The sequence below is a fragment of the Bradyrhizobium jicamae genome (genome assembly GCF_001440395.1).
Taxonomy (GTDB): domain Bacteria; phylum Pseudomonadota; class Alphaproteobacteria; order Rhizobiales; family Xanthobacteraceae; genus Bradyrhizobium; species Bradyrhizobium jicamae.
On the sequence record NZ_LLXZ01000029.1, the window covers coordinates 1 to 13010 of the forward strand.

The window sequence follows — 13010 nt, forward strand, 5'->3', positions numbered from 1 at the left end:
CGCCGAGTGTCGTCCCGGGCTCGGCAGCCGCAGCGCCACCGCCCGGCAGGGCGCAATTCGCTCCGCCGACGGTTGCGCCGGCCTTCCGGGCCGCACCCACGGTCACGACGCCACTACCGCCACCGCCACAGCCACGGCGTGAAAACCTGACGCCACTCGCGATCGGCGCGGGCGTCGTCGCAGGCGCCGTGGTCGGCGCGACCATCGCCAACATGCACAGCCAGCGACGGGAGGTCACCGAGGGCGGCCGCACGGTCTACTATGAGCCGGACCGCGTCATCATCCGTGACCCGAGCGGACAGCAATACGTCCGCGGCAACGATCTCTATCGCTTCCGCTATGGTGCGCGCGACATCCAGACCCAGACCGTCGGCGGCGAGACCCGCACCATCGTGGTCCGGCCGGATGGCAGCCAGATCATCACCGTGGTCGGCAGTGACGGGCGGCTGCTGCGCCGCATCCGCCGCGACGACCGTGGCCGTGAGATCATCATCATCGACAACAGCTACCGCGATCCGCGAGCCGTCGGCGGCTTCTATGTTGATCTGCCGCCGCCAGTGGTCAGCATGCCGTACGACCGCTACATCGTCGCCGCGGACGAAGCACCCCCGGAAGTGATCTACGAAACCCTGAGGGCGCCGCCGGTGCAACGGATCGACCGGCGCTACTCGCTCGACGAAATCCGCTACAGCCCCAATGTGCGGATGCAGATGCCGAGCATCGACGTCAACTCCATCAACTTCGCGACCGGTTCGTGGGAGATCCCGCCGGACCAGGCGGCGAAGCTGCAGGTGATCGCCGACGGCCTGAACCAGGCGATCCAGGCCAACCCGCGCGCAGTGTTCCTGATCGAAGGTCACACCGACAAGGTGGGCTCCGACGTTGACAATCTGTCGCTGTCGGACCGCCGCGCGGAATCCGCCGCAACGCTGCTGACGCAGCAGTTCAACGTGCCGGCGGAGAACCTGACCTCGCAGGGTTATGGCGAGCAGTATCCGAAGGAGCAGGTCGACGGGCCGAGCGGGATCAATCGGCGCGTCACCATCCGCAACATCACGCCGTTGCTCAACGGCGGACAGGCCTCGCTGCCGCCGCCCCCGCCCGGCACCGCGCCGCCGCGCTGAGGCGCTCTGCTACAAAATGAAAAAGGCCGGGATCGATCCCGGCCTTTTTTATTAGAGCGTTTTCAAGCGAAGTGGACACCGGTTCGCGTCAAGAAAACGCGCTAAAACAAAAATCTCTCACGCGCTGAGTGCCCGCGGTGTCACGCAGGCCTCGCAAATGGCCGCGGCGTGCCGGTGGTCGGTGCCGCAACAGCCGCCGAGAATCCGCATCTTCGGAAACGCGCTCCGAAGCGCCACGTAACGCCGTCCGAGATCGGCCGGGTCACCGGCATCGAGCGTTTCGGATTCGTCGAGTTCGGCGTGGCTCTTGGTCGAGGCGTTGGCCCTGACGCCATGGATACGTTCCGTCCAGGCTTCACCCGCCTGCAACGCGTCTTCGAAGTGCGTCGGGTGCGCACAATTGATCAGGAAGTATTCAGGCGCGCCATCGGTCTTTTGATCCACGGCCTCGATCGCCTCACGCAACGTCTCGCCCTTCACCAGTCGGCCATCGGTCTCCACGGTGAACGAGATCGCCGCCGGCATCGCGAGCGCTTTCGCGGCGCGCGCAATGCCGATCGCTTCATTGATGCTGGTGAGCGTGTAGGCGGTGACCATGTCGGCGCCGCCCTCGACAAAGGCCGCGATCTGCGCCCGATGATAGTCCTCGGCTTCCGCAGCATCCATGTTGCCCGCCTTGTAGCCATCACCGCGCGGACCTATGGCGCCGCTGATGACGCAGGACGCGCCTTGCCGTTCCCAGCCGGCGCGCAGCTCTTCCAGGAATGCGATCGAACGGACATTGATCGCCCTGAGCGCGGACGCGTCGTAGCCGAGCTTGGTGCCCCAGTCCGGATTGGCGCGCCATGTCGGGCTATCGAGCACGAAGCCCGTGCCATGTTCGCGCGCGACCGCAAGATAGGCGGCGTAATACTGCTTCAGCTTCTCCCGTCCTTCGGCGCTGTCGAGCAGCACAAAGGCGGCAAAGTGCGGCAGCTCGACGCCTTGATGGAAGATCAGTGTCGTTTCCATGCCGCCGTCGGTCAGGAAAATACCGCCGCGGCGCTGCGGCAGGGCGTTTCGGTATCTGGCCATTTCAACATCTCCGCGCGTTTGTCGACCTCGATACGTCTCTCCCGCATCTGATAGGTCCGGCGATGTTGGTGCCTCATAGTGTCGCGGCGGCCTAGACGGCTTGCGGTGCGGATGAACCGGAAGCTGCAAAGTGGTACGAAATCAGATGGTTGCAGATCGAGCGGCAGCGCGGTCGCAAGCCGCCGCCGCGGAGAAACCGTACCATGAGTACAGTTCCGGAACCCCGGATGAGCAAGGGCGAAGCGACGCGCGAGCGGATTCTCGAGATCGCGGAGGCCGCCGTTCTTGCGAAGGGATTTGGCGCCACCTCGATCGAGGAGGTGATCGCGGAGGCCGGCCTCACCAAGAGCGGCTTCTTCTATCACTTCAGGGACAAGAACGCGCTCGCGCGCGAAATGCTTCGCCGATATGTCGCGACCAACGACCAGCTCTTCGACGACATCTTCGCCCGCGGCCGCGAACTGTCCGACGATCCACTGCAGGCTTTTTTGATTTCGCTGAAGCTGCTGGCGGAAACGATGGCCGATCTTCCGAGCGGCCATCCGGGCTGCCTCATCGCCAGCATCTGTTATCAGGAGCGGCTGTTCGATCGTGAGATACGCGATCTCACCGCGCAATCCGTGCGCGACTGGAACGCGCGCTTCCGCGCCATTCTCGACGGCATCGCGTCAATCTATCCGCCGCGGGAGCCGGTCGACCTCGACGACGTCGCCGACATGCTGTCCTGCATCGTCGACGGCGCCATCATCATGTCCAAGACGCTGAACGATCCAAGCCGCCTCGAACGGCAGATCCTGATCTTTCGAAGCTGCATCAAGCTGATGTTTGCCCCGTCGTCGACGCCATGAGGCTCGCAAGCCCGCGCGAAGCTATTGGCCCGTCGTTGCAAGGCCGAGCGCCTCGGCCATCGCGCGAAAGACTTCGGTATTGTCCATCGAGCCCCGCACCCGTTCGCTGCCCGGCCCGGTCGCGGTCAGGATGACGTCCTCGCCGGAATGCACGCTCGCGCCGATCATCGCCGGCAGGTTGCCCGGCCGCTGCACCGCCCCGGGAACGTCCTTGTATTTTTCATTGGCCTTGAAGGTTGCGGGATCGTCACCCTTCACGGTCGGCTCGTTCGGATCGTCGAGCTTGGGACGGAAGGTCTCGTAGTGATCGGGAAGGCTGGCCGAGAAGATGGCAAGCCGCCGGCTGACGTCGACGCGCGAGGGATAGCCTTCCGCATCGGGCGACGGATAGTTGGGGAAACCGGCCTTGTCGTAGACGCCGACGCGTTCGCGGAACGGCACGTTCAGCGTCGCAGCCATGTCGTCATTGATGGTGCCGACGAGGCTGTTGGGATGATTGTGGTCAGCAACAACCAGGATCAGGGTATCGTCGCCGCGCCTGCTCGCCCAATCGCGGGTGAGGCGCACGGCGTTATCGAGCATGATGGTGTCATAGACCGCGCGCTCCATGTCGAGCACATGCGCGTATTTGTCGATCAATCCGGACTCCACCATCAGGAAGAAGCCGGCCTCGTTTCTCGACAGCACGTTCAAGGCAGCCTGAACCTGTTCGGTCAGGTCGGGTTGCTCGGGGAATTTCTTGACACCGCCGCCTTTAAGGAATTTGCGGTCGAGCGCGCCATCCATATTCCCGGGAGTGAACAGGCCGAGCAACCGGCCCGTTTCGGGCTTTGCCGCGAGCGCGTTTAGCTCGCCCGCGGTGGTCGCGAAGGGATAGCCGGCCTCTTTGAAGCGGGCGACATAATCAATATCATCCTTGCGCTTTCCTGACGCAGCCTTTGGCAGGAAATTGGCGCTGCCGCCGCCGAGCAACACATCGGGCCTGGCCGCGAAAAACTGCTCGACAATCTGATCGTATTCGGCGCGGCGGCGGGTATGCGCCACCATCGCCGCGGGTGTTGCATCCTGAATCTCGGTGTTGCTGACGATGCCGACGGCCATGTTGAGCCGGCGCTTGACGAGGCTCGCAATGGTCTCGACCTTGGGATCGTCGAACGGGTCCCTGGTGCGATCCGCATAGACGCCCATCGCATTGACGGCGCTCTTGTGGCCGGTGGCATAGGCGCTGGCCGAGTTCGCGGAATCGGTGATGATCGAATCGGAACCCGCGGTCGCCACCAGCGCCATATGTGGCATGTCGTCGATCGCGAGCTTGCCGAGGCTCTTTCCTTCCGCGATGCCCTTGGACAGCAGCCGCGCCGCAATGCGGTGCGCGGGCGACATGCCGTCGCCGATGAACAGGATGACGTTCTTCGCCTTGCGCGGGGGCGTGTCGTAGACGGTCCATGTCACCTTGCGACTGCGCGCGCCGTCACCGGCCTCGACGACGACAGGGCCGGGCGCGGTCAGCGCGACATCGCGGAGCAGCAACGCCGATTGATCCTTGCCGTCCTCGCGCTCGACGAACGTTCCGGCCCGGCCGAAGGCGGCGGCATAGTCCTGACCGTTGACCGTGACCTTCAGCTTCGCCGGATCGATCTTGTCGGGAAATTCGACCTTGAAGTCGAACTGCGCGCCGGAAAGGATTTCGGCGCGGTCGATGGGGTAGATCGTCTGGGCGCCGGCCGCCGATGCCGAAAGCACGAGACCGAGGGTGATGGCGACAGGCTTGATCATGATCGAGGCTCCGGCCGGACACACGGAGCCGGCACGTCGGCGGCTGCTCCGCAGGATTCAGATGGGGAAATCTATCCACCCCCGATGACGTGTCCATAACGGAGGTACGCAACACGCTGTCGTCGCCCCGGCGAAGGCCGGGGCCATCACCACGACCGCGTATTGCTTCACGAAAGCCGCCAACCAGCGGAGTTCAACGACACCAGCCGCGGCGTATGGGTCCCGGCCTTCGCCGGGACGACAGCTAGCCCTTGTCGCTCTCGAGCTTGAAGATCTCGGAGCCTTCGCTGCCCGACAGCAAGCCCGTGTCGCCATAGACCTTCAGCTTGGCGCGGGTATCGGCGATGTCGAGGTTGCGCATGGTGAGCTGGCCGATACGGTCGGCCGGCGTGAACGCGGCATCCTCGACCTTCTCCATGCTCAGCCGCTCCGGCTGGTAGGTCAGATTGGGGCTCTCGGTGTTCAGGATCGAGTAGTCGTTGCCACGGCGGAGTTCGAGCGTCACCTCGCCGGTCACCGCGCGCGCTACCCAGCGCTGGGCGGTTTCGCGCAGCATCAGGGCCTGCGAATCGAACCACCGGCCCTGGTAGAGCAGGCGGCCGAGACGCATGCCGCTGATCCGGTATTGCTCAATGGTATCTTCGTTGTGAATGCCGGTGACGAGGCGCTCGTAGGCGATGTGCAACAGCGCCATGCCGGGCGCTTCATAGATGCCGCGGCTCTTCGCCTCGATGATCCGATTCTCGATCTGGTCGCTCATGCCAAGGCCATGCCGGCCGCCGATCGCATTGGCTTCGAGGAACAGCGCGACGGGATCGGTGAATGTCTGGCCGTTCAGCGCGACCGGCTGGCCCTCCTCGAAACGCACGACAACCTTCTCGGCCTTCACGGCGCAGTCGTCGCGCCAGAACGGCATGCCCATGATCGGATTGACGATCTTGATGCCGCTGTCGAGGTTCTCGAGGTCCTTGGCCTCATGGGTGGCGCCCAGGAGATTGCTGTCGGTCGAGTACGCCTTCTCGGCGCTCATCTTGTAGGCAAACCCATTGGCGGTCATGAACGCGGACATTTCCGCGCGGCCGCCCAATTCGTCGATGAACTGCTGGTCGAGCCAGGGCTTGTAGATCCGCAGATTCGGATTGGTCAAAAGGCCGTAACGATAGAACCGTTCGATATCGTTGCCCTTGAAGGTCGAGCCGTCGCCCCAGATGTTGACGCCGTCTTCCTTCATGGCCGAGACCAGCATCGTGCCGGTGACGGCGCGGCCGAGCGGCGTGGTGTTGAAATAGGTGATGCCGCCGGTCGAGACGTGGAAGGCGCCGGCCTGGATGGCGGCAATCCCTTCGTGGACCAGTTGCGTGCGGCAATCGACGAGGCGTGCCTTCTCGCCGCCGAACTCCAGCGCCTTGCGCGGAATCTCGTCATAGTCGGCCTCGTCGGGCTGGCCGAGATTGGCGGTATAGGCAAAGACCCGCGCGCCCTTTTGCTTCATCCAAAGCAGCGCCGCGCTGGTATCGAGACCGCCGGAGAAAGCGATGCCGACTTTTTCCCCCTTGGGCAGGCTTTTCAGAATCGTACTCATGGAGCTTCCAATCGGTCGAAATGGCGGATGCCGTTATAACGTTTTCAAGCGACGTGGATACCGGTTCGCGTGAAGAAAACGCGTCAAAACAACAACCTAGAGCTTCGGTTCTGATCCAATCAGAACCGCTAGGCTCTAACGGCTTGGCTTGCGCGAATATCAAATTTCGCGCTGGCGGGCACGCGTTTAATGGCGCTTTGCGGCTGGAGCCGGATTACCAGCCTCGCGTCCGCGCCAGCGCTGCCACAGGCGATAGCCGGGCCACCCCCAGCGCGCCAGGGCCGCCTCGATCTGCGCATTCGTCGCCCTCGTCGACGGCCAGCGGTAAATAAAGGCATAGGCCAGCCAGATCACGAAAAAGCTGACTAGTCCCGCGGCGGCGACGTCCGTAAAGAAATGCCCGCCGAATGCCATTCGCAGCAGGGAGGTCGCGACCCCGAACAGGGTCGCCGCCACATACGCCAGGGGTCGCCATTGCGGCGGGGTCAGCGCTGCCGGCGCGTAGGCCCAGAACGCGGTGGCGCCCTCGCCGGAGAAGAACGAGCAGTTGCGTCCGCACTCGCCGCGCGGATCCCACCAGGGCACGAATTGCCAGGGGCCGTTGAACTCCGTCACCATCACCGGCCGCGGCCGGCCCCAATAGCTCTTGAAGGTGAGGTTGGTCAGCACGACCGCGGAGAGCAGGATCGTGACGAGCAGGAACACCGCCGCGCGCCCCGGAACCAGCATCGGCCGATCCGGTCGCATTATTTTAGCGACGATGGCAATCAGCGACGGCAACGCCAGCGCCCAGGCAATCCACATCGCACCGTCGCGCGCGAACTCGGCCAACGGATCGAGTTTCAGGGGAAATGACGCGGTGGCGGGATCATAGAACAGCGCCGCCAATTTCAGATCGAGTTCGGGATAGATTCCAAACAGCAAGCCAATAGCGAGCGCCAGGCCCAGCGCGACGAGGAGTCCGGTACGGTTCATGGCGCGGGGTTTAGCCGAGGCTGCGGGCGTTGGGAAGCTTCACGACAGCGGCCGCGAATGCGATGGCAGCGGCGGTGGCGGCCGCAAGGGCGGCGGCGGATGGCGCCACGCTCCGGCGGATCGGCCCGCGATCATCCAGTAGACCAGGCCGGCAACGATGCCCGCCCCGGTCATGATTTCGAGATGGCGATGCACGACGCCGTCGAACCGCAGCGTCTCGGTGTCGAACGGAACAAGCCCGAGATAGCAGGCCGCGCCGACAATGGCGCCACCGACCGCATAGGCGAGCACGCTACGGATATGGAAGGCTTCGGTAATGAGAACGACCACCAGCGCCGGCAGCAATGCGAAGCCGGACAGGAAGATGAAGCCGAAGCCGAGCAGGATGTTGATCGCATCCTGGTCGATCGGCGCGCCGCCGAGATCGGAGATCTCCGGATACAGCACCGCACCGACCACGATCATCCCCGCCACGAAGCAGGCGGCGAGGAAGCCGAACAGGATGACGAAGAGACGGCCGATCAGCGCCATTGGCCTACACCCGTCATTGCTTGCGACAAAGCGACGAAGCAATCCGCCTCTCAACACGCAGAGAGATGGATTGCTTCGCTTCGCTCGCAATGACGGCGATATTCATTGTCAATCCGTCATCGCCATGGCGCGCAGTGCCTGGCGCTCGCGTGCGGACAGTTTTTCGGTCTCCGACTTCAGCTGGCCGCAGGCGGCGAGGATGTCGCGGCCACGCGGGGTGCGCACCGGCGAGGAATAGCCGGCGTTGAAGATGTATTCGGAGAACTTTTCGATCTGCTCCCAATCGGAGCATTCGTAGCGCGAGCCCGGCCAGGGATTGAACGGGATCAGGTTGATCTTGGCCGGGATGCCCTTGAGCAGCTTCACCAGCAGCTTGGCGTCGTCGAGGGAATCGTTGACGCCCTTGAGCATCACATATTCGAAGGTGATGCGCCGCGCGTTCGACGAGCCCGGATAATCGCGGCAGGCCTGCAGCAGCTCGGCAATCGGATATTTGCGGTTCAGCGGCACCAGCTCGTTGCGCAACTCGTCGCGCACCGCATGCAGCGAGATCGCCAGCATGACGCCGATTTCGTCGCCGGTGCGGATGATGTTCGGCACCACGCCCGAGGTCGACAGCGTGATGCGGCGGCGGGAAATGCCGATGCCTTCATTGTCGGCGACAATCAGCAGCGCATCGCGCACCGCGTCGAAATTGTAGAGCGGCTCGCCCATACCCATCATGACGACGTTGGTGACGAGGCGGCTGCCGGTCGGCGTCTCGCGATCGGCCCAGTCATTGAGGCGGTCACGCGCCACCATAATCTGGCCGACGATTTCACCCGCGGTGAGATTGCGCACCAGCCGCTGCGTGCCGGTGTGGCAGAACGAGCAGTTCAGCGTGCAGCCGACCTGCGAGGAGACGCAGAGCGTGCCGCGATCGGTTTCGGGAATGTAGACGCACTCGACCTCATGCGCCTTCTGCAACGTATCGCCGCTCGGCAGGCGCAGCAGCCATTTGCGGGTGCCGTCGTTGGAAATCTGCTCGGCCACCACTTCGGGGCGGTCGACGGTGAAATGCTGCTCGAGCTGCGCGCGCATGTCCTTGGAGACGCTGGTCATCTCGGCAAAGGATCTGGCGCCGCGAAAATACATCCAGTGCCAGAGCTGCTGCGTGCGCATCTTGCGCTGCGACGGGGCAACGCCGATCGCGCCGAGCCGGTCGGCGATCTCGGCGCGCGACAGGCCGATCAGCGACGGCTTGGCCGGCGGCACATAGGTTTCGAGCGGAACCTTCTCGAGCGGCGCCACGGAAGTTGAAAGCGTCATTTATTCACACGGAATCGTTGAGAATGCAGGGTGGGCAAAGCACAGCGCGCCCACCAGAAACGTTAATGGTGGGCACGGCGCTGCGCGCCTTTGCCCACCCTACGCACTCAAATAGGCCTTCCGGGGCCCGCAAACAACGCAAATTTGGGCTAAAAAAGCCGCCTAGCGCTTGCAATCCTGCGCCAGCCGGTCGAGCGCCTGGGACAGACCCTTCAGCGAGAAGGTGTCTGTGGTCTCGGTTCCCTTGGCCGAAACGCCCTTGACGATGACTTCGGCGGATTTGCGCATGGCGCTGACCATCTGCTCTTCCTCCGCGGCGTTCTTGATCCAGAGTCCATCGCCCTGGGTGTACATCGCGTAGGCGGCGCCGCCGACCTCGAGTGAAGATTCCGAGCCCTGCTTCAGCGCATAGCCCATCATGATCGAAACTTCGTTGACGACCTTTTCGGCGGGCCGCGTCGAGACGAAAGCGTAGGCGGGATCGCGCGGACGATTCGGCGGATTGGTTTTGGACGACGATGGCTTCGCCAACGCGAAGCAAACCTTCCTGCCATTCGGGGTCGCGGTGTAGGCGCCCCAGGTGCCGTACTGGCCGATCAGGGTCGGCTCCGCGCCGCCTGCGGCAGCGGTTGCAGCCGGCTCCGGCTTGGCTGGTTGCTTGGCCGCCGGTGCAGGCGCGGACTTCGCCGCGTCCTTGGCGTTTTCCTTGGCACCTTTCGGAGCAGTGCCCTGTGCCTGTGCCTGGGAGGTCGCCCCGCACAACGCCGCAATCGCAACCAGAAATGTCAGCATTCGCAACACGGACAACTGGTTCCCTTATCATTGTGACTGGATGATGGCCCGAAGGCGCACCGCGCCGCCGGGGATGGATAGCCGGGAAATGCTTTTTTGGGAAGGCAGTTACAGTGATGTCACCGCTGTGGCGACCCTTCGTCTCAGGTCGCTTTCAGCGAATCAGCGCACGGCCTTCGGTTTCTGCCCCTTATCATCCTTTGGGACGACGCTCGCGCTGCTTCTGCCACTGCGCATCGGTCCATTGCAGCAGATCCTCGGCGCCGGAACTGCGCAAATGCGAGCCGCCGTCCTGCACTACCATCTCACCATTGATGTATCCGGCCTGATCGGAAATCAGGAAGCTCGCGAGGTTTGCAAGTTCGCTGTGCGCACCGGCGCGGCCAAGTGGATTGCGTTGCGCCCAGCTTTCATCGCGGCCCTCGGGACGGAGCTGACCCGAGGCGCCCGGCGTCGGAAACGCGCCGGGCGCGATCGCTACCGTGCGCACACCCTTTGGTCCCCACTCCACCGCAAGGCTTTTGGTCATCGCGAGCACGGCGGACTTCGCCATCGCCGACGGCACCGTGAAGGCGCGGCCGGTGATGGTCGAGGTCGAGAGAATGCTCAGGACCACGCCCTTATGCTTGCCGTCGATCCACCGCTTGCCTGCGGCGAGCGTGCAATACATCGTACCGTGCAGTGTCGGCGCCAGGATCGCGTCCGCCGCGCGAAACGACAAATGTTCGGTCTGCGCGATGAAGGTCGCGGCAGCATTGTTGACCAGAACGTCGATCGGCGCCGCGCGCCAGATCTGGTCCATCATCGCATCCACCGCGGCCCCGTCGCGGATATCACATTGCGCCACCGTGACCTTGCCGCCGAGTTCATCGCGCATCTGCGCGGCCGTCGCCTCCAGCAGTTCGAGCCGCCGGCCGCAAATGATCAGTTCCGCGCCGAGCTCGACGAAGCGGCGCCCCATCGCGGCCCCGAGGCCCGAGCCGCCGCCGGTGACCAGGATCCGCTTCCCCGCCAGCAAGCCCTTTTCAAACATCGTTTGAATCCCCTTGAACCACCATGAGGCCATGCATCCGAATCGGATTGTAGCCCGGCTTCAAATCCGGCATGAAGCTGCAAGCCTTCCGGTCCGACAATCAGGTGCGTCCATGAAAGCCATTCTCTGCTCGCAATATTGCCAACCCGACGATCTCGTGCTGGCCGATGTGCCCGATCCGGTCGCCGAACCGGGACAGGCCGTGATCGCGATCAAGGCGGCCGCGCTGAATTTCTTCGACATCCTGATGATCCAAGGCAAGTACCAGATCAAGCCACCCTTCCCGTTCTCGCCGGCTGCCGAGGTCGCCGGCGTGATCGAAAGCGTCGGCGCCGGCGTCACCGACCTGAAGGTCGGCGACCGCGTGGTGGCGTCGTGCGGCCATAACGGCGCGCGCGAAAAGATCGCGCTTCCGGCCAATTCGATCGTGAAGATTCCCGACAATCTGGATTTCGATCGCGCCGCCGGGATCATCATCATCTACGGCACCGCGCTGCATGCGCTGGAGGATCGCGCCAGCCCGAAGCCCGGCGAGACGCTCGCCGTGCTGGGCGCGGCCGGCGGCACCGGTCTTGCGGCCTGCGAACTCGGCAAGCTGATGGGCCTGAAGGTGATCGCCTGCGCGTCGTCCGACGAGAAGCTCGAATTCGCCAAGGCGCACGGCGCCGAGCTGACGCTGAACTACAGCAAGGAAGACCTGAAAGAAGGCTTGCGCCGGCTCGCCGGCGGCAAGGGCGCCGACATCATATTCGATCCGGTCGGCGGCACTTATGCCGAGGCCGCCTTGCGCTCGATCGCCTGGGAAGGCCGCTTCCTGGTGATCGGCTTTGCCGCGGGCGACATTCCGAAGATGCCGCTCAATCTGGCGCTGCTCAAAGGTTGCGACATCCGCGGCGTATTCTGGGGCGCGTGGACCAGGGTCAATCCGGAAAAGAACCGCGCCAACCTCGAGAAGCTCGTGAAGTGGACCGCGGAAGGCAAGATCTCCTCCCACGTCGACCGCACCTTCCCGCTGGCGCAGACCGCCGACGCCCTCAAGGTGCTGGCCGGCCGCAAGGCGATGGGCAAGGTGATCCTGCATCCCTGAGCGGGAACCGGGCCTCAATCGAATTGCCGCCGACTGGAAAAAGTGAAAACGGCCCGTGACTTGCTCGGGCCGTTTTTGTTCCACCCTTTTATATCACTGATATGGTTTTTCGGTAACAATGCGTGTTTCTGAACGGCGTTATGCCGCTTGCCCGCCTTAATCATACCAAAAAATTTCCTAATTCCCCCCGGTCGTCGTCGTTTTTTGAACCCAATCCGTGTGCGATTTTAGGGACCGGATGAGGGGGCTCCTGTACGTCAACAAGAGCAAGAAGCAAGTGCAGGGGACGCCCGTTAGTTGCGTTCGATAGTGGGGAGCATCATCATGGCGGAAAATATCAGGCCTGTTCAGGCGAGAGATCCGTTCGACAGGTTTGACGAAGCCATCAGCGATCCCAGGCTGTATGAGGCCGAGCAACCTCGATACGAACAGCTCCGCTACGAACCGCGATACGACGAGCCTCAATACGAGCAGCCTCAGTACGAGCAGTCTCAGTACGACCAGCCGCAATATGCGCAGCCTTTTGCGCCGGCGTTCGATCGGACAGAAGTGCTGCCGGAAGATCTGCCGCCACACGAGACGGTGCCGCTTTTCCTGTCCAACTACGAGGAAGAGTCGCATCAGCAGCTTTCCGAATATTCGTTCGGGAGCGGAAGGTTCGGCAGCGGGGGGCTGAAGAAGGCCCGCGCCGGGCGCATCGTGACCGGCGTCGCGGTGGTTTCGGCGATCGCGGCGGTTCTTGCGCTGTTCTCCATCGACTCGACGCGCGCCGTCATCTTCAACGCCTCGCTCGGCGGCGGCGGTGGCGGCAGTGCGCCGCCCGCTGCCCAGCTTGCCGCGGCGGTACCGGAGCCGGCACCGCAACCGGCGCGCATTGCCG

General features: G+C 63.6%; 11 protein-coding genes and 1 pseudogene. 4 read left to right on the forward strand and 8 right to left on the reverse strand.

What is annotated here, in order from left to right; genetic code table 11:
• Nucleotides 1-1124 (forward strand): OmpA family protein (locus tag CQ12_RS05540; protein ID WP_245309747.1); only part of this gene is annotated, 1124 nt, incomplete at its 5' end.
• Nucleotides 1125-1241: 117 nt separating this feature from the next.
• On the opposite strand, the gene CQ12_RS05545 is transcribed toward CQ12_RS05540, so the two are convergent.
• Nucleotides 1242-2198 carry a homocysteine S-methyltransferase family protein gene (locus CQ12_RS05545; protein WP_057834350.1) on the reverse strand — a complete coding sequence of 319 codons (957 nt, stop codon included), beginning with the start codon at nucleotides 2196-2198 and terminating at the stop codon, nucleotides 1242-1244.
• 227 nt (nucleotides 2199-2425) lie between these two features.
• Between CQ12_RS05545 and CQ12_RS05550 the strand changes: the two genes are divergently transcribed.
• Nucleotides 2426-3046, forward strand: a complete 621-nt coding sequence (locus CQ12_RS05550) for a TetR/AcrR family transcriptional regulator (RefSeq protein WP_057834351.1) — start codon at nucleotides 2426-2428, stop codon at nucleotides 3044-3046.
• Nucleotides 3047-3067: 21 nt separating this feature from the next.
• On the opposite strand, the gene CQ12_RS05555 is transcribed toward CQ12_RS05550, so the two are convergent.
• The 7 genes from CQ12_RS05555 to CQ12_RS05585 all read right to left on the reverse strand — a co-directional run bounded on the left by CQ12_RS05555 (nucleotide 3068) and on the right by CQ12_RS05585 (nucleotide 11043).
• On the reverse strand, nucleotides 3068-4822 hold the full coding sequence (locus CQ12_RS05555; RefSeq protein ID WP_057834359.1) for an alkaline phosphatase: 1755 nt from the start codon (nucleotides 4820-4822) through the stop codon (nucleotides 3068-3070).
• A gap of 244 nt (nucleotides 4823-5066) precedes the next feature.
• A complete protein-coding gene (argG, locus tag CQ12_RS05560) occupies nucleotides 5067-6404 on the reverse strand; it encodes an argininosuccinate synthase (protein ID WP_057834352.1) in 1338 nt (445 codons plus the stop codon).
• Nucleotides 6405-6590: 186 nt separating this feature from the next.
• The gene (locus CQ12_RS05565; RefSeq protein WP_057834353.1) at nucleotides 6591-7379 is read right to left on the reverse strand and encodes a phosphatase PAP2 family protein; all 789 of its coding nucleotides are present in this window, start codon (nucleotides 7377-7379) and stop codon (nucleotides 6591-6593) included.
• Between the two features lie 39 nt (nucleotides 7380-7418).
• The gene (locus CQ12_RS05570; protein ID WP_057834354.1) at nucleotides 7419-7910 is read right to left on the reverse strand and encodes a hypothetical protein; all 492 of its coding nucleotides are present in this window, start codon (nucleotides 7908-7910) and stop codon (nucleotides 7419-7421) included.
• Nucleotides 7911-8018: 108 nt separating this feature from the next.
• On the reverse strand, nucleotides 8019-9218 hold the full coding sequence (gene rlmN / locus CQ12_RS05575) for a dual-specificity RNA methyltransferase RlmN (protein WP_057834355.1): 1200 nt from the start codon (nucleotides 9216-9218) through the stop codon (nucleotides 8019-8021).
• A 162-nt stretch (nucleotides 9219-9380) separates the two neighbouring features.
• The gene (locus CQ12_RS05580; protein ID WP_057834356.1) at nucleotides 9381-10010 is read right to left on the reverse strand and encodes an invasion associated locus B family protein; all 630 of its coding nucleotides are present in this window, start codon (nucleotides 10008-10010) and stop codon (nucleotides 9381-9383) included.
• Between the two features lie 193 nt (nucleotides 10011-10203).
• Nucleotides 10204-11043: an SDR family oxidoreductase gene (locus CQ12_RS05585; RefSeq protein WP_057834360.1), complete on the reverse strand. Its 840-nt coding sequence runs from the start codon at nucleotides 11041-11043 to the stop codon at nucleotides 10204-10206.
• 112 nt (nucleotides 11044-11155) lie between these two features.
• Between CQ12_RS05585 and CQ12_RS05590 the strand changes: the two genes are divergently transcribed.
• Both CQ12_RS05590 and CQ12_RS05595 read left to right on the forward strand, forming a co-directional pair.
• Complete coding sequence (locus tag CQ12_RS05590; protein ID WP_057834357.1) at nucleotides 11156-12130, forward strand: NADPH:quinone oxidoreductase family protein; 975 nt, start codon at nucleotides 11156-11158, stop codon at nucleotides 12128-12130.
• A 324-nt stretch (nucleotides 12131-12454) separates the two neighbouring features.
• A pseudogene (locus tag CQ12_RS05595) lies at nucleotides 12455-13010 on the forward strand (hypothetical protein); the annotation flags it as partial.